20 protein-coding genes and 2 tRNA genes are annotated in these 20,390 nt (G+C 62.9%); 7 read left to right on the top strand and 15 right to left on the bottom strand.

Annotated features, from left to right (window positions below; translation table 11 throughout):
* Window positions 1-3: 3 nt before the first annotated feature.
* From ACXR2W_RS04790 to ACXR2W_RS04780, 3 genes are all read right to left on the bottom strand, one after another.
* Window positions 4-1,317 carry a D-arabinono-1,4-lactone oxidase gene (locus tag ACXR2W_RS04790; protein WP_458814139.1) on the bottom strand — a complete coding sequence of 438 codons (1,314 nt, stop codon included), beginning with the start codon at window positions 1,315-1,317 and terminating at the stop codon, window positions 4-6.
* Window positions 1,305-2,561 carry a type III PLP-dependent enzyme domain-containing protein gene (locus ACXR2W_RS04785; RefSeq protein WP_458814137.1) on the bottom strand — a complete coding sequence of 419 codons (1,257 nt, stop codon included), beginning with the start codon at window positions 2,559-2,561 and terminating at the stop codon, window positions 1,305-1,307. Before ACXR2W_RS04785 ends, ACXR2W_RS04790 begins: the two co-directional genes overlap by 13 nt.
* A gap of 62 nt (window positions 2,562-2,623) precedes the next feature.
* The gene (locus ACXR2W_RS04780) at window positions 2,624-2,773 is read right to left on the bottom strand and encodes a hypothetical protein (protein WP_458814135.1); all 150 of its coding nucleotides are present in this window, start codon (window positions 2,771-2,773) and stop codon (window positions 2,624-2,626) included.
* A 274-nt stretch (window positions 2,774-3,047) separates the two neighbouring features.
* On the opposite strand from ACXR2W_RS04780, the gene ACXR2W_RS04775 reads away from it, so the two are divergent.
* The 4 genes from ACXR2W_RS04775 to ACXR2W_RS04760 all read left to right on the top strand — a co-directional run bounded on the left by ACXR2W_RS04775 (window position 3,048) and on the right by ACXR2W_RS04760 (window position 5,480).
* Entirely contained in the window at window positions 3,048-3,902 is an 855-nt protein-coding gene (locus ACXR2W_RS04775) for a transporter substrate-binding domain-containing protein (protein WP_458814133.1), read from the top strand.
* Between the two features lie 69 nt (window positions 3,903-3,971).
* Complete coding sequence (locus tag ACXR2W_RS04770; RefSeq protein ID WP_458814131.1) at window positions 3,972-4,640, top strand: amino acid ABC transporter permease; 669 nt, start codon at window positions 3,972-3,974, stop codon at window positions 4,638-4,640.
* Window positions 4,637-5,368 carry an amino acid ABC transporter ATP-binding protein gene (locus ACXR2W_RS04765; protein WP_458814129.1) on the top strand — a complete coding sequence of 244 codons (732 nt, stop codon included), beginning with the start codon at window positions 4,637-4,639 and terminating at the stop codon, window positions 5,366-5,368. The genes ACXR2W_RS04770 and ACXR2W_RS04765 overlap by 4 nt, the downstream gene beginning before the upstream one ends.
* Before the next feature lie 35 nt (window positions 5,369-5,403).
* Window positions 5,404-5,480, top strand: a tRNA-Leu gene (locus ACXR2W_RS04760).
* Window positions 5,481-5,613: 133 nt separating this feature from the next.
* Here ACXR2W_RS04760 and ACXR2W_RS04755 read toward each other — a convergent pair.
* Entirely contained in the window at window positions 5,614-7,461 is a 1,848-nt protein-coding gene (locus tag ACXR2W_RS04755; protein WP_458814345.1) for a phosphoenolpyruvate carboxykinase (GTP), read from the bottom strand.
* A 132-nt stretch (window positions 7,462-7,593) separates the two neighbouring features.
* Here ACXR2W_RS04755 and ACXR2W_RS04750 point away from each other — a divergent pair, with 132 nt between their 5' ends.
* Window positions 7,594-9,063 carry a helix-turn-helix domain-containing protein gene (locus ACXR2W_RS04750; RefSeq protein ID WP_458814127.1) on the top strand — a complete coding sequence of 490 codons (1,470 nt, stop codon included), beginning with the start codon at window positions 7,594-7,596 and terminating at the stop codon, window positions 9,061-9,063.
* A 49-nt stretch (window positions 9,064-9,112) separates the two neighbouring features.
* On the opposite strand, the gene ACXR2W_RS04745 is transcribed toward ACXR2W_RS04750, so the two are convergent.
* The 8 genes from ACXR2W_RS04745 to ACXR2W_RS04710 all read right to left on the bottom strand — a co-directional run bounded on the left by ACXR2W_RS04745 (window position 9,113) and on the right by ACXR2W_RS04710 (window position 16,927).
* Window positions 9,113-9,586, bottom strand: coding sequence for a hypothetical protein (locus tag ACXR2W_RS04745; protein ID WP_458814125.1), 474 nt, complete (start codon window positions 9,584-9,586; stop codon window positions 9,113-9,115).
* A gap of 221 nt (window positions 9,587-9,807) precedes the next feature.
* A complete protein-coding gene (locus ACXR2W_RS04740) occupies window positions 9,808-11,142 on the bottom strand; it encodes an NAD(P)/FAD-dependent oxidoreductase (protein WP_458814123.1) in 1,335 nt (444 codons plus the stop codon).
* 207 nt (window positions 11,143-11,349) lie between these two features.
* Complete coding sequence (locus ACXR2W_RS04735; protein ID WP_458814121.1) at window positions 11,350-11,841, bottom strand: DUF501 domain-containing protein; 492 nt, start codon at window positions 11,839-11,841, stop codon at window positions 11,350-11,352.
* Window positions 11,838-12,296, bottom strand: coding sequence for an FtsB family cell division protein (locus ACXR2W_RS04730; protein ID WP_458814119.1), 459 nt, complete (start codon window positions 12,294-12,296; stop codon window positions 11,838-11,840). The genes ACXR2W_RS04735 and ACXR2W_RS04730 overlap by 4 nt, the downstream gene beginning before the upstream one ends.
* A gap of 53 nt (window positions 12,297-12,349) precedes the next feature.
* Complete coding sequence (gene eno, locus ACXR2W_RS04725; protein ID WP_458814343.1) at window positions 12,350-13,630, bottom strand: phosphopyruvate hydratase; 1,281 nt, start codon at window positions 13,628-13,630, stop codon at window positions 12,350-12,352.
* A 172-nt stretch (window positions 13,631-13,802) separates the two neighbouring features.
* On the bottom strand, window positions 13,803-14,225 hold the full coding sequence (locus ACXR2W_RS04720; RefSeq protein ID WP_458814117.1) for a VOC family protein: 423 nt from the start codon (window positions 14,223-14,225) through the stop codon (window positions 13,803-13,805).
* Window positions 14,226-14,309: 84 nt separating this feature from the next.
* Window positions 14,310-15,608 (bottom strand): histidine--tRNA ligase, encoded by a 1,299-nt coding sequence (gene hisS, locus ACXR2W_RS04715; RefSeq protein ID WP_458814115.1) that lies wholly within the window; start codon window positions 15,606-15,608, stop codon window positions 14,310-14,312.
* 5 nt (window positions 15,609-15,613) lie between these two features.
* The gene (locus ACXR2W_RS04710; protein ID WP_458814113.1) at window positions 15,614-16,927 is read right to left on the bottom strand and encodes an MFS transporter; all 1,314 of its coding nucleotides are present in this window, start codon (window positions 16,925-16,927) and stop codon (window positions 15,614-15,616) included.
* Between the two features lie 163 nt (window positions 16,928-17,090).
* Here ACXR2W_RS04710 and ACXR2W_RS04705 point away from each other — a divergent pair, with 163 nt between their 5' ends.
* Window positions 17,091-17,546, top strand: coding sequence for a carboxymuconolactone decarboxylase family protein (locus ACXR2W_RS04705; RefSeq protein ID WP_458814111.1), 456 nt, complete (start codon window positions 17,091-17,093; stop codon window positions 17,544-17,546).
* Between the two features lie 24 nt (window positions 17,547-17,570).
* On the opposite strand, the gene ACXR2W_RS04700 is transcribed toward ACXR2W_RS04705, so the two are convergent.
* Window positions 17,571-18,095 (bottom strand): hypothetical protein, encoded by a 525-nt coding sequence (locus tag ACXR2W_RS04700; RefSeq protein ID WP_458814109.1) that lies wholly within the window; start codon window positions 18,093-18,095, stop codon window positions 17,571-17,573.
* 249 nt (window positions 18,096-18,344) lie between these two features.
* Window positions 18,345-18,419, bottom strand: a tRNA-Gln gene (locus tag ACXR2W_RS04695).
* Between the two features lie 164 nt (window positions 18,420-18,583).
* On the opposite strand from ACXR2W_RS04695, the gene ACXR2W_RS04690 reads away from it, so the two are divergent.
* The gene (locus ACXR2W_RS04690; RefSeq protein ID WP_458814107.1) at window positions 18,584-18,961 is read left to right on the top strand and encodes a VOC family protein; all 378 of its coding nucleotides are present in this window, start codon (window positions 18,584-18,586) and stop codon (window positions 18,959-18,961) included.
* 84 nt (window positions 18,962-19,045) lie between these two features.
* Here the strand turns inward: ACXR2W_RS04690 and lysA are convergent, their stop codons facing one another.
* A complete protein-coding gene (gene lysA, locus ACXR2W_RS04685) occupies window positions 19,046-20,350 on the bottom strand; it encodes a diaminopimelate decarboxylase (protein ID WP_458814105.1) in 1,305 nt (434 codons plus the stop codon).
* Window positions 20,351-20,390 lie beyond the last annotated feature (40 nt).

Below are 20,390 nucleotides of genomic sequence, written 5' to 3'. Positions count from 1 at the left end.
CGTTTACTCGCCCAACACGCGGGTCAGGTACGGGTTTGCGAACACCCGATCCGGGTCGAGCCGCTCGCGCGCAGCCAAGAAGTCGCCGAAGCGCGCGTACCGCGTGCGCAGTTGATCGACCCCGAGCGTGTGCATTTTGCCCCAGTGCGGCCGCCCGTCATGGGCGGCAAGGATCGCCTCGGCCTCACGAAAGTAGGCCGTGTCACGCTCACGCCAGAAGCGATGCACCGCAATGTAGCCAGACTCGCGGCCGTACGCGGTCGACAGCATGAGATCGTCTGCCGCGGCCGAGCGCACCTCTATGGGAAACGACACGCGAAAGCGTTCGCGTTCGATGAGTGCCCCCAGCTCGCGCACCGCGCCGGGCACGGCAGCGAGCGGCACCGCGTATTCCATCTCACGAAAGTGCACGCGGCGGTTTGTGATGAGGACACGCCACGATTCGTCGGCGTAGCTTCGGCGGCTCGACACCGATTCGATCAGCCGATTAAGCCGCGGCACCGCGCGCGGCGCCACGGCACCGATGGCAGCGCACGCGCCGAAGGCGACATTATTCGCGAGTTCTTCGTCGACGAACCTGGCGACGCGGCCGAGCTGCTTTCGCGGGTTGTCAAACGGCAGTCGCGTGTTCGTTTTGGTACGCACCGACCGAGTGTGTGGAAACCAGAAAAACTCGAAGTGGTCGGCGTCGTGTGCACGCGTCTCCCAACCATCGAGAACCTCGTCGAGTCCCGCCGGGGATTCTTCGGCGCACAACAGAAACCGCGGCACACACTGCAGTGTCACCGTGAGCACAATGCCCAGCGCACCCAGGCCAAGTGCAACCGCGGGCAGCAATTCGGGGTTCGTCTGCTCGTCGATATCTAGGATCTCCCCCTCGCCCGTCACAATCTGTGCGCCCACAATGCTCGTAGCGAGTCCCCCGAATCCGAGCCCCGTACCGTGTGTGCCGGTCTGCGTGGCGCCCGTGATGGTCTGCCGGTCGATGTCGCCGAGGTTCGCCATCGCCAGCCCGAGCGGAGCAAGCAGCGCGGGTACCTCCCACAGGTGCGTGCCGCCCCACAGTGTTGCGCGCATTTTCGCGGTGTCGGCACCCACGAGCCCGCGCATGCGGCTCATATCGACCCGAATCCCGTCGGTCGCACCGATCGCGGTGAAGCTGTGCGACGCGCCAATCGGTTTGATGGTGTGCCCCGTGTCACGCGCCCGCTGCACTGCGGCGACCACCTGTTCGGCGCTGCGTGGAGCTACCGTGGTCGCGGGCTGCGATGATTCGGTGCGCGCCCAGTTCACCCATTTTGCGGTCACAGAAAACACTTCCCTTCGCCCCGGTACGTTGCGATCGGCTCGAGCGGCTCACCGGCGGCGCCGATGGGCACGATGTGTTCGGTATGCTCCATTGGTTCGCCCGCTTTCGCATGCCGCAACCACACTCGATCTCCCACTGTGAGCGCCCGCGCCGCAGCTCCGCGCAGCGGGGTCTGCACTTCTCCTGCTCCCTCGCGTGATTCGTAGGCGAGCCCTGCGGGCCACACGGGCAGGGGCGACCGGTCTGGCGCCGTGGGCCCCGACGCGATCCATCCGCCGCCCAGCAGTGTGACCCGGTCGGGCGTGGGTTTGCGCACGACGTCGAGCCCAAACCCTACGGCGGGGGCCACGTCAAACGCCTCATAGTGGTCGAAGATGTGCGGACCGTATAGTCCGCTGCCCGCGGCGACCTCGGTGATGCAGGCCTCGCGCGCGGTGCGCTCGACCGATCCGGTACCGCCGCCGTTCACAAACTCGAGCTCGGCCTCGCCCCGCACCCGCCTGATCGCTTCGGCTCGACGCGCTGCAAGTTCTGCCCCGCTCGCCCGCTGAATCGCGCGCATCAGCGCACCCGTCGCGGGTTTACCTGCGGGGCGGTCTGCCACTCCCGCGATCTGAGCTTCGTAGGCCATCACGCCCACCAGCGTGAACCCAGCCCGGCCTGCCACGTGGCGAGCGAGCCACTCGGCCTGTTCGGCGTCGTGCACGGGTGAGCGGCGCACGCCGATGTGCCCAAGAGTTGGCGCTTTCCACGAGCAGTCAAGGTCGATGCACACTCGCACGTCGGCGCGCCGCCCGGGGTGCGCGACACTGTCGATCAGGTCGAGCTGCTCAGCGCTGTCGATCATCACCGTCACCCGCCCCGCCAGCTCATCGTTCGCCGCGAGCTGCGCGATCGCCGCCCGGTCCGCGCTCGGGTACGCCACCACGACGTCATCGATGCCGGTCGACACAAGCCACAGCGCCTCGGCGAGGGTGTACCCGAGCACCCCGCGGTATCCCGGCAGCGCGAGCACGGCTTCTAGTACCGCGCGTGACCGCACTGACTTGCTCGCGACACGCACCGGGATCCCGCCCGCTCGACGCGTCAGATCGTGCGCGTTACGCGCGAGCGCCGCAAGCGACAGCGCAACGACCGGCCCGGGGTGTCTGCGTGCTGCAGCATCGATCGTGCCCCAGTAATGATCCGGATCAAGCCAGGGCTCGCGCGTGGCAGCCGCCAGCAGCTCTGAAGCGCCGAGGTCGAGTGACATAGCCGCAGTCTATGCGGTCGCCCGAGTTCGCGCAGCAAAATGAGGTGGCGTCGCGCGATAGATCAGAGATCTCGCAGGTCGCGCGAAAGCTCGCTTTCCCAGCGCGCACGCTCGGCGATTTTGCGCACCCGCCACGCGCGCACACGCATGAAGAGACCGAGCGAGGCGGCCGCGACAATCGCGGCGATAAGAACGAACTTGGCAAATAGCACCACATCAGCCTACTGGGTCGCGCGATTCACGCCCCGCTCGGGGCGCAATTTCAATCGGTACCAGAACGTGACTTTCAGATGTTGCACATTTGGCGTGGCACGCTCAGATGCACGCCACCACTACGATCGGCGGGTGGCGTGGACGAGCAGACTAAAGCCCGGAGCCGGGCTAAATCGGCGCACACTGGGCCCTGCTTGTTTGCCCGTGGCCGACAAGTTCCATAGCGTGGAGTGAAAGCTCCTACCCGGAGATTCGAAAAGCAAGGGGTCAACAGTGAAGTTCACCAAGCGCATTTTTACAGCATTCGCAGCCACCGCTGCCGTTGCACTCGTAGCGGGAGTGGTCGGTTGTTCAAGCGGCGACACCGGCAGTTCAGGCGGCTCCGACGACGCGGGCACCTCGGCCGATTCGGGTGACCTCAAGTCGTCTTACACTGTCGCCACCGACAGCTCATTTGTGCCATTCGAATTTGACCAAGATGGCGAGCATGTCGGCTTCGACATCGATATCGTGAACGCGATTGCCGATGAGGTCGGGTTTGACATTAACCTCGAAACCACGAACTTCGACGGGATCATTCCCGGCCTGCAGACCGGGGCTTTTGACATCGCCATCGCCGGCATCACGATCACCGATGACCGCAAGAAGGCCGTCGACTTCACAGACCCCTACTACAAATCGGGTATCAAGGTAGGCGTCCCCGTCGACAACACAGATATTCAGGGTGTTGAAGACCTAGAGGGGAAAACTGTGGCTTCACGGCTGGGTTCTGCTCCGCTTGACTACATTAAAGAGAATATTCCTAGCGCCAAGGCGCTGCCTTTCGAGCAGCTTGATCAGGTTTATCTCGCCGTCGAAGGTGGCACGGCAGACGCCGTGCTGTACGACGCCCCCAACGTCGAGTACTACGTCAGCACCGCGGGCGATGGCAAACTGAAGGTTGTGGGTGACCTGCTAGAAGCTCAGGATTACGGCATCGCCGTGTCGAAGGGCAACGATGCTCTCGTGGCAGCAATGGATTCGGCCCTCGCCACCATCATCGAAAACGGGACCTATGCAGACATCTTCGCCAAATGGTTCGGTGAAGAGCCCACGTGGCTCGACGAGCTCGCAGCCTCTGCCAAATAGCAGTTTTTCCCAGTTCGATAGGGCCGGTCAGATCATGCCGACCGGCCCTTCACGAGAGGCACACCCGCATTGACTGCACTCGCCAACTTCGACTGGGCCGGGGTCGTAGACTTCCTTCCGGCACTGCTTACCGGGCTTTATTACACGCTACTTGTTTCGATCGCAGGGCTCATCATCGGGTTCGCGCTGGGAGCCGCCGCGGGCGTCGGCCGCATTAGTACACTGAAGCCCTTGTATTGGCTTAGCACGATGTACGTCGAGCTCTTTCGTGGCACCCCCGTTCTAGTGCAAGCCATTTGGATCTTCTTCGCGCTGCCACTCATCATCAATTACACGCTGCCATCGGTGCTCGCTGGCATTATCGTTATTGGACTCAACTCAGGCGCCTACATCGCCGAGATTGTGCGCGGCGCCATTCAGTCTGTCGACAAAGGACAGATGGAGGCGAGCCGCTCCCTTGGCATGAGTAAGCACACGTCGATGCTCCACGTGATTTGGCCGCAGGCGTTCAAGCGCATGATCCCACCGCTCGGTAATCAGTTCATCATTAGCATCAAAGACACCTCGATTCTGTCAGTGATCCTCGTCCCCGAGCTGATCTTCCAAGGCCGCATGATTGCAGCGAGTCACTTCAATGCGGTCGAGATCTACACGACGGTTGCACTGTTCTATCTGGCCATCACACTGACGCTATCGAAGGCGCTCAGCATCACCGAGAAAAGACTGGACCGACGATGAACACAATAATAGAGGTGCAAGACCTGCATAAGTCGTTCGGAGACAACGAGGTGCTCTCAGGCATCAATTGTTCGATCGCCGAGTCCGAGGTGGTGTGCGTCATCGGCCCCTCTGGTTCGGGCAAGAGCACGTTTCTACGGTGCCTCAACCTGCTCGAAACCATCACCAGCGGCACCGTATTCGTCGACGGCAAGAATGTTGTTGCCCCACGGCTCAACGTTGATGAGTTGCGAACTGAAATTGGCATGGTGTTCCAGCAGTTCAACTTGTTTCCACACAAGTCAGTGATTGAGAATGTGATCCTTGCGCCGATGAAGGTGCGCGGGCTCAGCAAACCCGATGCCATGAAGCGCGCCCGAGCGCTGCTCGACAAGGTCGGGCTCTCCGACAAAGAAAAGGCATATCCTGGGCAGCTGTCGGGCGGTCAACAGCAGCGAGTCGCGATCGCTCGCGCGCTCGCGATGGAACCTAAAATTCTCCTCTTCGACGAGCCAACCTCGGCTCTTGACCCCGAACTCGTAGGTGATGTGCTCGCGGTTATGAAGCAGCTAGCTGAAGAAGGCATGACGATGGTGGTCGTCACCCACGAGATGGGATTTGCTCGTGAAGTTGGCGACCGCGTCATCTTTATGGACGGCGGTATCGTCGTTGAGGCTGGCCCCCCTGCTGTAATATTCGATACCCCGCAGCAAGAACGCACGCGAGAATTCTTAAACAAGGTGCTGTAATTTCGCGGGTCAAATATGTGGGATCATGGATCGTCGCCCCTATAGCCCAACCGGCAGAGGCAGTCGACTTAAAATCGATCAAGTCTGGGTTCGAATCCCAGTAGGGGCACCACCAATGCGCATACTGCAGCGCTCGGGTTTTGCAGCACCTGCGCCCTCGATTACATAGAGTAAGCCCCGCCGTTGGGCAGAACGGCGGGGCTTACGGTCTAGGGGCCCGGGCGCACATCGCGCGGGCTGCTGGGTTACGCGCCGAGGCGGCTGCGCAGTCCCTCGAGCTGGGCCGTCATCTCGGCGGGCAGGCTGTCACCGAACTGGGCGAAGTATTCTTCGGTGAGCGCGGCCTCATCGAGCCACGACTGCGCGTCGATCGCAAATAGCTCTTGGAGGTCGGCCTCGGGCAGTTCGATGCCATCGAGCTTCAACTCGCCCGCCGCGGGCACGGTGCCGATCGCGGTCGTCTCGCCCGTAACATCGCCTTCGACGCTGCGAATGATCCAGTCGATCACGCGCGAGTTGTCGCCGAAGCCAGGCCACAGGAAGCGACCGTCGGCGCCCTTGCGGAACCAGTTCACCTGGAACACCTTGGGGGCCTTCTCACCGAGCTTCTGGCCGATCTCGAGCCAGTGGCCCCAGTAGTCGGCCATGTTGTAGCCGCAGAACGGCAGCATTGCGAAGGGATCGCGGCGCAGCTCGCCGACGGTGCCCTCTTGCGCGGCGGTCTTCTCTGACGACACGGTCGCGCCCATGAACACGCCGTGCTCCCACGAAAGCGACTTGGCGACGAGCGGAATGTTGGTGGCACGGCGGCCGCCAAACAGAATCGCGTCAAGCGGCACGCCGTTCTGCTCGTACCAGTCCTGCGCGAGAGTGGGGGTCTGCTGAATCGGCACGGTGAAGCGCGAGTTGGGGTGAGCCGCGACGCGGCCCGACTCGGGAGTCCAGTCGTTGCCCTGCCAGTCGATGAGGTGGGCGGGGACCTCGTCGGTCTTGCCCTCCCACCACACGTCGCCCTCATCGGTCAGCGCGACGTTCGTGAAGATCGTGTTGCCCCACATGGTCTCGACCGCGACGGGGTTGGTGCTCTCGCCGGTGCCCGGTGCTACACCAAAGAAGCCCGCCTCGGGGTTGATCGCGTAGAGTCGGCCGTCAGAGCCGGGGCGCAGCCATGCGATATCGTCACCGATCGTCTCGACCTTCCAGCCGGGAATCGTCGGCTGCAGCATCGCAAGGTTTGTCTTGCCGCACGCCGAGGGAAACGCTGCCGACAGGTGGTAGGCCTTGTTGGTCTCGGTGTTGGTGAGTTTGAGCAGCAGCATGTGCTCGGCAAGCCACCCCTCCTTCTTACCCATGACGCTGGCGATGCGCAGCGCGAAGCACTTCTTCGAGAGCAGTGCGTTACCGCCGTAGCCTGATCCGTACGACCACACCTCGAGTGTCTCGGGGAAGTGGGTGATGTACTTGGTGTCGCTGCAGGGCCATGCGACGTCGTCTTGGCCAGCATCGAGCGGCATGCCGACCGAGTGCACCGTGCGCACCCATTCGCTGCCAGCGGTGATGCCGTCCATTGCGGCCTGGCCCATGCGTGTCATGATGCGCATGTTGAGCACGGCGTACGGCGAGTCGGTGATCTCGATGCCGAGCTGGGTGATGGCCCCGCCGACGGGGCCCATGGAGAAGGGCACCACGTACATCGTGCGGCCGCGCATCGCACCGTCAAAGAGCGGCATGAGCGTCTGCTTCATCTCGGCGGGGGCAGCCCAGTTGTTCGTGGGGCCCGCGTCTGACTCGTTCTCAGAGCAAATGAAGGTGCGGTCTTCGACGCGTGCGACGTCTGCGGGGTGTGAGCGCGCAAGGAAGCTGCCGGGGCGCAGGTCCTTGTTCAGGCGAATCAGCGTGCCAGCCTCGACCATCTCGGTCGTGATGTGGTTCCACTCGTCTTGCGAGCCATCGCACCAGACGACGGCGTCGGGCTTGGTCAGCTCGGCAACCTCCGTGACCCACGAGAGCACCTCGGTGTTCGCGGTAGTGGCCTGTGCTCGCACGAGCTCCGCGATCGTAATCGTGGCCTCGGCTGTATCGATGCTGCCCATAGCGTTGTTCTCCTCGTTAGTCACCCCGAGCGGGTGAAGAATCGGTGACATCTCTATTTTTACGCGACTATTCACCTTTCATTCACCAATTACGGTGGAAATATTCGCGATTATTGCCGTATAGTCAAAATCATGATGCAAGATCCGGCCCCCAACCAAAACCCGGCAGACCTCGACCGCCTCGTCATGGGCAAGCGCATTCGGCACCTGCGCGCCAAGGCCGGGCTGACACTGGGCCAGCTCGGCGACCGCGTCGGTGTAGTTGCCAGCCAGCTCTCGCTCATTGAAAACGGCCGCCGCGAACCCAAGCTAACCCTGCTCCAGGCGATCGCGCGCGAGCTCGGTGTCGAGGCCGCTGAGCTGCTGCGCCGCGAAGCTCCGGATCAGCGCAGCGCACTCGAGATCGAACTCGAGCGCGCGCAAACCGCTCCGGGCTACCTGCGGCTCGGCCTCCCCCACGTGCGCGCTCCCCGCACGCTCGGCGACGATGCTCTGAAGTCGCTCGTGGGGCTGCACCGTGAGCTCGCCAGGCGCTCACGCGCAGCAGCGGCGTCGAGCGAAGAAGCACGGCGAGCCAACACCGAGATCCGGCTTCAGATGCGCGAACGCGATAACTACGTGCAAGATATCGAACTGGTCGCGTCAGACCTGATGCGCCGCATTGGGCACGGCGCGGGGGCTGTCACGCACCGCGAAGTCGCGATGCTCGCCGAGCTGCTCGGGTTTACCCTCACGTTCGTCGATGAGCTGCCGTCAAACACCCGCAGCATTACCGACCTCGAGAATGGCCTCATTTATTTGCCTCCTACCTCGATTCCCGGCGGGCACGGCCTGAGATCGCTCGCGCTGCAGGCGATGGCGCACCGCGTGCTTGGACACAAGGAGCCGTCGAGCTACGCAGAGTTTCTCGAGCAGCGGCTGCAGATCAACTACTTTGCTGCCGCGTGCCTCATCCCTGAAGCCAAGGCCGTGGATTTCTTGCAGGCCGCGAAGCGCAACCGCAACCTCGCCATCGAGGACTTTCGCGACGCGTTCGGCGTGACACACGAGGCAGCGGCGCACCGTTTCACGAATATCGCGACCCGCCATCTGGGCTTGCGAGTGCACCACTACCGCGCCGACGGGGCGGGCGCGCTAGTGCGCGGCTACGAGAATAATGGCCTACCGTTTCCGAGCGACGATTCAGGCTCCATTGAGGGCGAAGTGCTGTGCCACAAGTGGGGCGGCCGCAGCGCCTTCAACCGCAAAAACCGCACGAGCGAGTTCTATCAGTTCACTGATACGCCTGAGGGAACGTTTTGGACGAGCGTGCAGACGGGCGACGCAGAGCAGGGTCTCTTTGCTATCGCGTGTGGCGTGCGGTTTGAAGACTCGAAGTGGTTTCGCGGGCGCGACAAGAGCGGACGCATGCAGTCCACCTGTCCTGACCCGGCGTGCTGCCGCACCCCCGAGCCGTCGCAGCTTGAGCGCTGGCAGGGCAAGGCGTGGCCCAGCGCACGCATGCACCAGCACGTGCTCTCGCCGCTACCCACCGGCACCTTTCCCGGTGTGGACGACACCGAGATGTACGAATTTTTGACGAAGCACGCGCCGACGCTGTAGCACGACCTGGCGCGCCTGACACCGGACGCCCAGACGCAGCGACGCTGAACTAACGAGTCGAATCGCTGCCGATTGCGACAACGAAATCGCTGCCCTTGGCGCACCTATCTGGCACCCCTGTTGTGTCGGCGATGGCAACCCTCGTGCCTGTGAAATCGATCCAGTTTCCCACGTGCACCGACCCCAGCGTTCCGTCAGAGACTTGCGGTCGCTGGTTCGCTAAACCAAAGTTAGTGGGTGCATCGAACACCAGGGTGTAGGGACGCTCACTCGCGGTAAGCGAGAGGCAGCCCCCTGGGCCGGTGATCACCTTGCCCGAGAACTGCTCATTTGCCTCAATCGACGAGGGATCCACCAAACGCAAACCGATCGGCCCGTCGCCGATCGGTTCGACACGCACCACATGGTCCGTGGTTGCGGCTTCAGCTGCGGCGGCTTCCTCTGGCACGGTAGCTGGCGTAGCACCCGACGATTTTGCATCCGACGACTTTCCACCCGTCGCAGGTCCCGTCGTCTCCGCCATAGTTACCCCACAGCCGACGAGGCTCACTCCTACAACAGTGAGCAGCACGGCGGCTACTGATCTCTTCACGTATGGCGACGTCACTAAGCGTCGTTGCACCACACCCACCTCTTGAATCTTTGCACGGTATGCACCTTTAAGCCGAAACACCACGAAGCGCCCTGCCGGCGTAAGCCGAACAGGGCGCTTCGTGATGCTAGCCAGAAATTATGGCTGCGAAATTACGCCTTGGGGCGCGATGCGAACTCTTCAAAGATTTCGCGGGGGTTCTGCGTCGCCTCGATGTTGACGATGTCGCGGCCGAGGAAGAAGTGGCTAGCCCAGCCACCGAACACGCGCCACTTGCGCTCCCACGTGGGGATCGCGAGGCCGTGGTAGAAGCGGTGTGCGAGCCACGCAAAGTAGCCCTTCATCGCGAAGTTACCGCCCGACTTGAACACGCCAGTGTTCATGCCGAGACCAGCGACTGCGCCAGCGTTCTTGTGGTTGTACTCGCGCACACCCTCGCCGCGCAGGTCAGCGACGATGTTCTTGGCGAGCAGGCGACCCTGGCGCACAGCGTGCTGCGCGTTGGGCACACAGAAGCCGCCGGGGCCGGGGGTCGAAGAAATGTCGGGGGTCTGCGAGGTGTCGCCCGCGGTCCAGGCACCCTCGAGAGCTTCGCCCTCTTCGGTGGTGATGCGCAGCGACGGGCTGCCAATGACGTGGCCGCGGGGGCCAATCGGCAGGTCGGTGCCACGCAGGAAGGGACGGGGCATAACGCCCGCGGTCCAGACAATGAGATCGCTCTCGTACTTCTCACCGGTCGACAGCTCCATGTGGCCACCGTCAGCCGACTGCAGCTGCGTGTTGAGGTGAATCTCAACACCGCGGCGCGTCTGGTCTGCAACAACCCAGTCTGCAAGCTTCTCGGTCACCTCGGGCATGATGCGACCCATTGCCTCGACGAGGTGGAACTTCGTCTCGTCGAACGTGATCTCGGGGTAGCGGCGCAGCAGCGACGTCGCGAACGAGCGCAGCTCAGACACGGTCTCGATGCCGGCGAAGCCGCCGCCCACGACGGTGACGGTGAGCAGGCGTGCACGCTCGGGTGAACCGGCGGGCAGCGATGCTGCACGCTCGAAGTTGCCGACCATGCGGTCGCGCACGGCGACGGCCTCTTCGATCGTCTTCATGCCGATTGCGTTGTCTGCAATACCCGGGATCGGGAACGTGCGCGAGACCGAGCCGGTCGTGATGACGATCTGGTCGTATGCGAAGTCGTATGCCTCGCCAACATTCGGCGTGATGGTGACGGTCTTCGTGGCGTGCGAGATACCGGTCACCTTGCCCGCAACGTTTGCGGTCTTGCTCAGGTGGCGGCGACGAGCGACGACCGCGTGGCGGGGCTCGATTGAACCCGCGGCCACCTCGGGCAAGAACGGCAGGTATGCCATGTAGGGCAGCGGGTCGACGATCGTCACCTCTGCCTCGCCCGCACGGAGCAGCTTCTCGAGCTTCCATGCAGTGTAGAAGCCGGCGTAGCCGCCGCCAACGATCAGAATCTTCTTCGCCACGAAGCAGTCTCCTTGAAACAGTGTGCCTATGAAATGCGCCGTGCTGGTGCACGAAGCGCGTGGCCCACGGAGTGCGGGCACAGAAAAATTGGGCGAAACCGCCCAGACGACTACTCTACTCGCTTTTTCACGCGTTACTGTCCAGTTCCGCGGAAAATCTGAGTAATACGCTCGAATCAACACATTTTCTATGTTGAAACGAAATATTTAGATTGAGGCGGGGCTCCAGCCACAGCGTTCAAGCGCGAGGTCACCGATGGGATTCACACCGGGGCCTGCCGCGAGCGCATGACCAATGAGGGCGTGCAGGCACTTCACCCGCACGGGCATACCGCCAGCGCTAATGCCCGCAAGCTCGGGCACCTCTCCGACGCTGTCGCGGTCTGCAACGTAGGATTCGTGCGCGCGCTGGTACTGGGCCCGCATATCTTCGTCTTCAGCGAGCAGCTCGTTGAACTCGTTCATCACACCCGCTGCTTCTAGGCGCGAGGCAGCCGCGACGGCTTCGGGGTGACTCAGGTAGTAGAACGTCGGAAACGGCGAACCATCGGGCAGCCTGGGCGAGGTCGCAACGACCGTCGGTTCACCCGCTGCGGTGCGTGCGGCGATGCCGACGACGCCACGAGCTTCGCGGTTCAGCTGCGCACTCACGGTGTCAATGTCAGCGGCGGTCGGGGCGTCATACGGGGGGCGGCTCATGGCTGCGGATCCTTCTTGGTTGTTTCGGGGGTTTCTTCGGGGGCGAGGCCTGCCGCGATAACCGAGGCAGCGAATGTCTTTGCCCAGTTCTCCTGGGACCTAGACAGCTTCGCATTTGTTTCTTCGGTCGATTCGATCGGCATCACGATGTCGTCAATCACATTGAGTTGGGTCTCCCCCGGCAACACATAGTACAGCCGGTCACGCGCCTGAGACTTGACGTACACCGGGTCTTTCCATCTAGCACGCTCGGCATCGATCTCGTCAACCGCAACCCGTCGTTCGGCGACGCTGCGGCGCAGCTCTGAGATTTCTCGCTGCTGCGCCACAAACGTCGACAGACTGGGGCTCACAATCAGCCCACCGCCGATCACCAGCACAACAACGAGCACGGTGAAACCGCTGATCTTCAGACTCGAGGCCCAGGCCCTGAGGTCGTCTGTCCAGCGTTTCACCGTGCTCCTGTCGCGTTTTCCTGCTGTACTGCGGTGTCTAGTTGAGCGTCCGGTTAGGCCGCGAAGCGGGGAAACGCGGCGCGGCCGGCGTACTTCGCAGCACCACCGAGCTCTTCTTCAATGCGCAGCAGCTGGTTGTACTTAGCGACACGGTCGCTGCGTGCGGGGGCGCCGGTCTTGATCTGGCCGCAGTCGGTGGCGACCGCGAGGTCAGCGATCGTGACGTCTTCGGTTTCGCCCGAGCGGTGCGACATGACGGCGGTGTAGCCAGCGCGCTGCGCCATCTGCACGGCATCGAGGGTTTCGGTCAGCGTGCCGATCTGGTTGACCTTCACGAGGATCGAGTTGGCCGTGCCCTGGGCGATGCCATCGGCGAGGCGCTCGGGGTTCGTTACGAACAGGTCGTCACCCACGAGCTGCACCTTGTCACCAATCTCGGCGGTGAGCAGGTTCCAGCCTTCCCAGTCGTCCTCAGCGAGGGGATCCTCGATCGAAACGAGCGGGTACTTCGCCATCAGGTCGGCGTAGTAGGCCGACATCTCGGCGGCCGTGCGCTCCTGGCCCTCAAACGTGTAAACGCCATCCTTGTAGAACTCGGTCGACGCCACGTCGAGCGCAAGCGCCACATCGCGGCCGGGCTCGTAGCCCGCACGCTTGATCGCCTCGACGATCAGTTCAAGTGCCTCAGCGTTGTTCGGCAGGTCGGGGGCGAAGCCGCCCTCGTCACCGAGCGCCGTGTTCAGGCCCTTTTCCTTGAGCAGTGCCTTGAGTGCGTGGTACACCTCAACGCCCCAACGCAGCCCCTCAGAGAAGGTCTCGGCGCCCAGCGGCACCGCCATGAACTCCTGAATGTCAACGCCGGTGTCGGCGTGTGCGCCTCCGTTGATGATGTTCATCAGCGGCACGGGCAGCGTCGAGGCGTTGGGGCCACCGAGGTAGCGGTAGAGGGGCAGCTCGGCTGCGGCTGCAGCTGCGTGTGCGACAGCGAGGCTCACACCCAGAATCGAGTTTGCGCCTACCCGCTGCTTGTTGTCGGTGCCGTCGGTCTCCTTCAGCACCTCGTCGATGATGCGCTGGTCGTCAGCCGCAAAGCCTTCAATGGCCGGGCCGAGCTCATCAAACACCGCGTCGACGGCGCGGGTTACGCCCTTGCCGAGGTAACGGTCTTCGTCACCGTCGCGCAGTTCGTACGCTTCGAAGGCGCCTGTCGACGCACCTGAGGGAACCGCTGCGCGTCCCACCGAATCGTCGGTCAGGCCAACTTCAACCTCAACGGTCGGGTTGCCCCGCGAATCGAGAATCTCGCGTGCGATCACCGCGTCGATAAATGCCACCATGCGCTCCTTGGGTTCTGTTCGGATGCTCCGGATCGCGCCGCCCCGCAGTCGGGGTCGGCGCAGGTGTTCGGCGGCGAGATTGCCGCCGAACACTAGTTTAGGGTGTCACGCCCGAAAGCCCGAGGCGCGGCGGTGTAACTGGCACGATCCGATCGCAGCTCTGGCAGCACTAGGGCATGTCTGGCGGGCCACTTTCGACGGCGGCCGGATCCATGAAGAAGAGCTCTACGATGTTCCCGTCAGGGTCTTCGAGGTCTCGCGAATACATAAATCCGAGATCTTGCGCGGGCGCGGGCTCTGCCCCGCCAGCGGCGAGTCCTGCTGTGACGGTCGCGTCGACTTCATCGCGTGAGCCCTGAGCGAGCGCCACCAGCACCTGCGCCACTCTGCGCGCATCTGGCACTTTCTTTTCAGTAAAGGTGCCGAAGTATTCGCGAGTCAAAAGCATGAAATAAATGTGCTCACTCCACACCGCGCATACGCCCTGCTCATTGCTAAACAGTGGGTTAATCTCACACCCGAGTGCGACGTAAAACGCGCTCGAGCGTTCGAGGTCATCGGTGGCGAAGTTTATGAAAACCTGCTTGGACATGGGAGCCTCCTCGAGGGTGTTCGTGCGTACAGCACACACCCCCGAGGGGTTACCCGTCAACGCCCGGCGCTGCGAATTTGCTGACTAACCGTCGAGCTGTCGAATCTCGATGTCTTCGACCTCACGCATGCCGGCGCGCACATTCGCGACGCTCACAAACCCTTCGGCGACGATACGCGCGAGCAACGCCTTCATGTTCTTCTGGCGCTTTTCGAGGCGCACCCGGTGCCCCTTTTCTACGAGCGCGCGCTTGAGTGCCAGCAGGTCAGCAAACGCTACGTCGGTGTCGTAGACGAGAGCTACGGCCTCGGGGCCCGTCGATTCGGGCAGTGAGATCAAATCAACCACGCGCTCAAACCCGATCGAGAATCCCACGGCGGGCACGTCCTGCCCCAAGAACCGACCGACCATGCCGTCGTATCGGCCGCCGCCGCCGACTGAGCTACCTGATCCCGGGTGTGCCACCTCAAAGATTGTGCCGGTGTAGTAGCCCATGCCGCGCACAAGCGTCGGATCAAATCGAACCTCAACCCCCGCAGGCAGCGCCCCGTCGAGCGCTTCGCCCAGCGCGCCCAGGTTTTCAATGCCGTCTTCGGCCGCGCCCTCGGGCAGCACGCTCGCTATCGCCTCACGGGTCAATGCGATACCGTCGCCCGCCAGGAGTGGTTCAACGTCTGCCAGCACGGCACCCAGCTGCTCGGCCGCGGCAGCATCGATCTCGCGCAGCTCCTCAACGACACCCGACGCACCAATCTTGTCGAGCTTATCGACCGTGATCAGGGCGCGGTCGTGTGTCTCGGCGGCGAAGCCACAGTGTGCCAAAAGCCCAAACAAGATTCGCCGGTCGTTGACACGAATCACGCAGCCAGAGAGCCCGAGCGTCGCAAGGGCCTGCGAAGTCGCGGTAATGAGCTCGATTTCGGCGATGAGACCGGCCTCGCCGATGATGTCAATGTCGGCCTGCACGAACTGCCGGTAGCGTCCCTTTTGTGGGCGTTCCGCGCGCCACACCGGCGCGATCTGAATCGCACGAAACACGGGCGGCAGCTCGGCCCGGTTGGTCGCGTAGAACCTGGTGAGCGGCACCGTCAGGTCGAAACGCAGGCCGAGGTCTGCGAGCAGTTCGGCGTCGCCCGCAGCCTGAGCCTTTTCGAGCTGCTCTGCGCGAATGCCGCGCTTCAAGATCGAAAACGAGAGCTTCTCGTTGTCGCCTCCCAGGCCGGCGTGCAGTCGCGCATGATCCTCAACCACCGGTGTTTCGATCTCGTCAAAACCGTGGGCGCGGTAGACGCCCTTGATCACCGAGAGCGCGTGCTCACGGCGTGCCTTGTCAGCGGGAAGAAAGTCGCGCATGCCGCGCGGTGAGTTCACGGGAGTTGCCATGGCTCCTATTCTTCCACTGTCTGCCGCGGGCGCGCGCCACGCAGGACGAATAGCCACACGAGCGCAGCGCCAACGGTCAGCACCACCCCGCCGACGAGCACTGATCCCTGCAGCCCCACCCACGACCCGAGCACCGCGACCGTGACGCCGCTAAACGTCATCATGCCCGGCCCAAACATGGTGTACGCCCCAATGATGCGCCCACGCTCGCCCACTGGGGCCTCCAGCTGCACGATGCTCATCTCGGTCGAGTCGGCGGTGATACGGGCAAGCCCGCCCGCCACGAGCGCGATCACGGCCACGGCGAGCGACGGGGCGAGCGCAAAGCCCACGGTACTTACGCCCAGCAGGGCCGCGGCACACGCGGCCGTCGTGCCCGTCGCGGGCACCCTGCGTGTCGCTTCGAGCAAGAACCCGCCCACGACGCCTCCGATGCCGTTCGCAAACAACAGCACCCCGTAAGCGAACCCTTCGCTGCCCGCCCCAAAAATATCGGCGAACTCGGGCATCGCGTTTTGCAGCACCGCACCAATGGTCACGGCCCCGAGCGCGCTGAGCAGCACCATGCCAAACAGCAACCGGTCACGGCGCACCGTGCCCAGCACCCTGAACGCATCGAAGATCGACATCCGATCGCTCTGGGGCTCACCGCTCGGCTTGATCCGGATCGAATCATCGCCCTTGCCGCGCCCCGCGTCGCGATTGTGGCCGGTGATCTTCGTGCGCGCGAGAAAGATTGTGAGCGGCAGGTAGAAGAGGATGTTGATGAGCATGCCGATGCCGGGGCCCGCGGTGAGCAGCAGGGCTGATCCGACGATCGGGCCCGCGAGAAACGCGAGTGAGCGGAACGTCGAGTTGATGCGCACCGCGCCGGGCAGCTGCCGGGGGCCAACGAAATCGTACAGCATCATTTGTTCGGCGGGCATCCAGAGGCAGCCGGCGAGGCCGTGCAGCACGAGCAGCACGACCGCGTGCCACAGTTCGAGTGTGCCCGTGAGAAACAGGATGCCCCAGGCGAGCGACACGCACATGAATAGCCCCTGCGCGATCTGGATGATGCGGCGGCAGTCATATTTTTCGGCGAGCGCGCCCGCGTACACCGAGAACAGCAGGTAGGGCAGCCAGTGGCTCACGATCTGAAATCCGACGAGCCACGGTGACTGAAACACCTGCCACAGCACCCAGTACCCGAGTACGTGCTCGATGTTGTCGGCCATCATCGAGAGCGCGCCGCCCGAAATGTAGGTCGCTGAATTGCGGTTGCGCAGCGCCGCGAACTTGCGCGGGTCTTCTTCGAAGCCCGATCCCTGGTGTGTCACCGTTTCAGGTTAGCGCTGCACATGTTGTCTGCGGCCGCAGGGTCGTTGTCTCTGGGCGCGTGACTGCTACCTGCAGCGGGTGTAGCCTGCTAGCGAGTGAGCACTCGCGCATGTTTCGACGAGCTTCGCCGCACACGCGATGTGCTTCGAAAGGAGTTCCATTATGAGTGAACATATTCAGCGGCTCGACATTGCGGCGGCTGACAAGGCCGCATACGCCCCGATGCTCTCGCTCGAGAATTACGTTCACGCGGGCAGCCTCGGCGAAGAACTGTTGGCGCTCGTCAAGACGCGCGCTTCACAGCTCAACCACTGCGCATACTGTCTCGACATGCACACGCGTGAGGGGCGCAACGCCGGTGTCGCACAGCGCAAACTTGACGTGCTCGCCGGGTGGCACGAAGCCCCCGGTCTGTACTCGGCGCGCGAGCGTGCGGCCCTCGCCTTTACAGAAGAGGTCACACTCATTGCCGACGGTGGCGTGAGCGATGAGGTCTGGGGCGAGGTGCAGGCCGAGTTCTCAGAGCAAGAGAGCGTGCAGCTACTCATGGCGATTTGTGCGATCAATTCATGGAACCGCATGGCGATCGCGACACACCAGGCACTCCCCGACGCGTAGGCCACCGAGCGAGCAGGCGTGCTCCTATCGCTGCACCGCGACCGTCGGCCACGTCTCTACGAAACGCTCAATCTCATCGCTGAATCGCTCGACTTCCATAAACCAGTTCTTCATTGGACGGTCGATCATATGCAGCAGACGCACCATTGCAGAGCGCTTACCTGCAAGGTACAGGTCATAGATCGGTTCGAAGTGCGCGACGCGATTTCGCACGTCGTACACGGCGTGAACAGTGTGCCTGATCGCTCGCGCTGGCACCTGATGCCGTTCAGGGAATGCAGCGGCAATGGCTTCTTCCCACAGAACTTGTCGTTGCCCGCTATGGAGTTGCTGGCCCGGGAGCAGCGAATACCAAGTGCCGAAAGAGAGGTGGGCGACGACGTCATCATGCCCCGGCGGGGTTCTACGATGTGTAGACCTTCGCGCGCGCCGCGCCGCTTGCATCAGCACATTGGTGCCCTGGCTCAGCAGAAACCCCAGCTCGCACGATCCCAGATAGCGGTTAAACCTCGGCGCGCTGAGAAATCGAGTTAGCTCGTGCTGATCCATCAAGCAGTTCCTCTCGCCGAGAAATACAAAGCGCCCCGCTTGCCGAAGCAGTCAGGGCGCTAGGAGTCAGACACCGGACGAACCAGTGACATCAGAGATAGTTTACCGCAGATGGAGCGTATTGTCATGCGTACGGCGTACCTTGCGTATCTTCCCTCAGGCACAACACCGGCATCCCTAACCCAAGACCGGCGCCAACGTGCACCACGCAACGAAAAACTCCCCGGTCGTGATGACCGGGGAGTTATGTGGCTGGGATACCAGGACTCGAACCTAGAATGTCGGTACCAGAAACCGATGTGTTGCCAATTACACCATATCCCAAGAGGAACTTCTTGCCGCGCTACCGGAGCGGCGCAACAAGATTTAACTTTACACGAACCCCCACTCCAACTCAAAACGGGCCGTGCAGAAGCGGTTGCCCGGGCGTGCCGCCACTGCAATACTGGCGGCACGCCCGTTCAACCGATGCTTCCAAGGAGACCCCAATGATCGACCGGTTCGGCAAAGTCATGGTGTACGTCAACGACCCCGAGCGCGTGGCCGCGTTCTGGGAACGCGAGATCGGGTTCTCCCGGCGCGACACCCAGCGCATGGACGGCCACGTGCTGTCGGTCGAGCTCGCCGCTTTTCCTGACGATCGCGCCGCCCTCGTACTGTTTGACCGTTCGACGGTGGCCAGCATGTCTCCCGAACTCGACCTCGCGACCCCGTCAATCCTCTTCGGCAGCAAGGACGCCTCTGGCATGCGCGCAAGACTCAATGCCGCGGGTGTCACCGTCGGCGAGCTCATCACGATGGGCGGCCGCACGACCTTTAACTTCGCTGACCCCGAAGGCAACTATTTCGCGGTCGAGCAGATCTAGCTTCGACCCTGGGCCATATCGATCCGGATCAAACGTCACAGGCCCCAGCATGCGCCGGGGCCTGTGGTGTTTCTGAAACGCGCGTTACGCCTCGAGCGCCGGGGCGTGGGTGGCCAGCAGGTCGTCGTAGGTCTCGCGCCTGGCGACCAGGCGCGCCTTGCCGTCTTGCACAAACACGATTGCGGGCTTGAGCGCACCGTTGTAGTTGTTGGCGAGCGTGTAACCGTAGGCACCGGTTGTGGCGAGCACCACGAGGTCACCCACGTGCGGCATCGGCAGCCGTGCCCTGTCAACAAGCAGGTCGCCCGACTCGCACTGGCGCCCCACGAGCTGCACCGTATTCGTCCACGCATCGAGTGTGCGGTTACCGAGCACCGCTTCAAAGCGCTGGTCGGTGAGTGCGGCGTCGAGCTGATCGGCCATACCGCCGTCGACGGCGGCAAACACGTGCCCCGTGCTCTTCACCGTGGTGACGCGGTACAGCGTGACCCCCGAGCGTGCCACGAGTGAACGGCCGGGCTCGATCAGCAGCTTCGCGTCAGCGGGCAGGTGGGCGCGGGCGGCGCCCACGATCGCGTCGAGGTAGTCGCCAATCTCGGGTGCCGTCTCGTCGTAGGTGTATTTCACGCCGAGACCTCCGCCCACATCGTAGGTGTCGAACGTGCCGGCGGTCGAGATCTTTGTGACGGCCTCGGCAAACTGATCGACATCGAGAATCTGCGAGCCGATGTGCAGGTGCACCCCCTCAAACTGCATCAGCGGGTGCGCGCGCATGCGCTCGATAGCGGCGATCGCCTGGTCCATTGGCAACCCAAACTTCGAGTCGTCACCGCCTGTCGCCTGCGAGGCGTGCGTCTTCGCGTCGACACCGGGAATCACGCGCAAAAGCAGCTTTTGCGGCTTCGTGAGCAGTCGTTCCAGGCGATCGATCTCGTCTTCGTTGTCGACGATGATCGTGTCGATGCCCACCTCGAGAGCGAACGCCAACTCAAAGTCGGTCTTCGCGTTACCGTGAAAGTGCAGCCGCTCAGGCGGCACACCGGCCGCGAGCGCAAGCTTCAGCTCTCCCGCGCCGGCGATATCAACCGACAGCCCCTCTTCGGCCGCGAGCTTGTACATGCCCACTGCAGGGAACGACTTCGAAGCAAACAGCACCTCTGAGTTCGGCCAGCGCTCACGCAACCCGTCTTGTAGCCTGCGTGCTTGCCTGCGCAGCCCTGCCTCGTCATACACATAGAGCGGGGTACCGTACTGCTGGGCGAGCTCAGCCACCGAGACACCGCCGATGTGTAGCACGCCCGCCTCGTCAGCCGCTGACTCCTCGGGCAAAATCGACCACAGTTCGTCGAGCCGCGTTCCCTGAGCGGCCGGCTGTGAAAGGTTAGACATGTTGACTCCTTGTGGTGTGGAAGATGGGAACGAAACGCAA

The sequence above is a fragment of the Leucobacter faecis genome (assembly GCF_054456695.2).
This window is presented reverse-complemented; position numbering and strand designations above follow the sequence as displayed.